This is a genomic window from Methylobacterium sp. J-068 (assembly GCF_022829445.1).
Taxonomy (GTDB): domain Bacteria; phylum Pseudomonadota; class Alphaproteobacteria; order Rhizobiales; family Beijerinckiaceae; genus Methylobacterium.
Genome location: NZ_JAKSXY010000113.1, coordinates 1 through 372, shown reverse-complemented (window position 1 = coordinate 372; position 372 = coordinate 1). Strand labels below are relative to the sequence as shown.

Below are 372 nucleotides of genomic sequence, written 5' to 3'. Positions count from 1 at the left end.
TTCGTCAGCGTCGGGCCGCCGAACCCGCGCGAACTCGCGGACGTCTTCAGCGACACCGGGCGCCTGAAGGCCCTGGCCGAGGGAACCGGCGGCGCGATCCGCCGCACGGCGGGGGCCGCGGGGGGCACGTCCGGGCCGGGCCTGCAATCGGCGCCCGGCGGCCGCCTCGCCGGTGCCGACTGGATCGGATTCCGCCCGGGCGAGAGCGCCAATGTCCGCGGCGTCGAGGTCTACCCACTGGCCCTCGGCCTGTGGGCCCTGGTGGCCCTGGCCGGTGCGGTGCTGGCGATGTGGCTGGTCGAGGGGCGGCGCGGCCGGGCGACGTAGGGTCTCTAACCCTCCCCCTCTGCGGGGGAGGGTGGTCGCGGAGCG

General features: G+C 77.2%; 1 pseudogene. It reads left to right on the top strand.

The window, feature by feature from the left end:
• A pseudogene (locus tag MKK54_RS19465) lies at positions 1-327 on the top strand (hypothetical protein); the annotation flags it as partial.
• Positions 328-372: the final 45 nt, after the last annotated feature.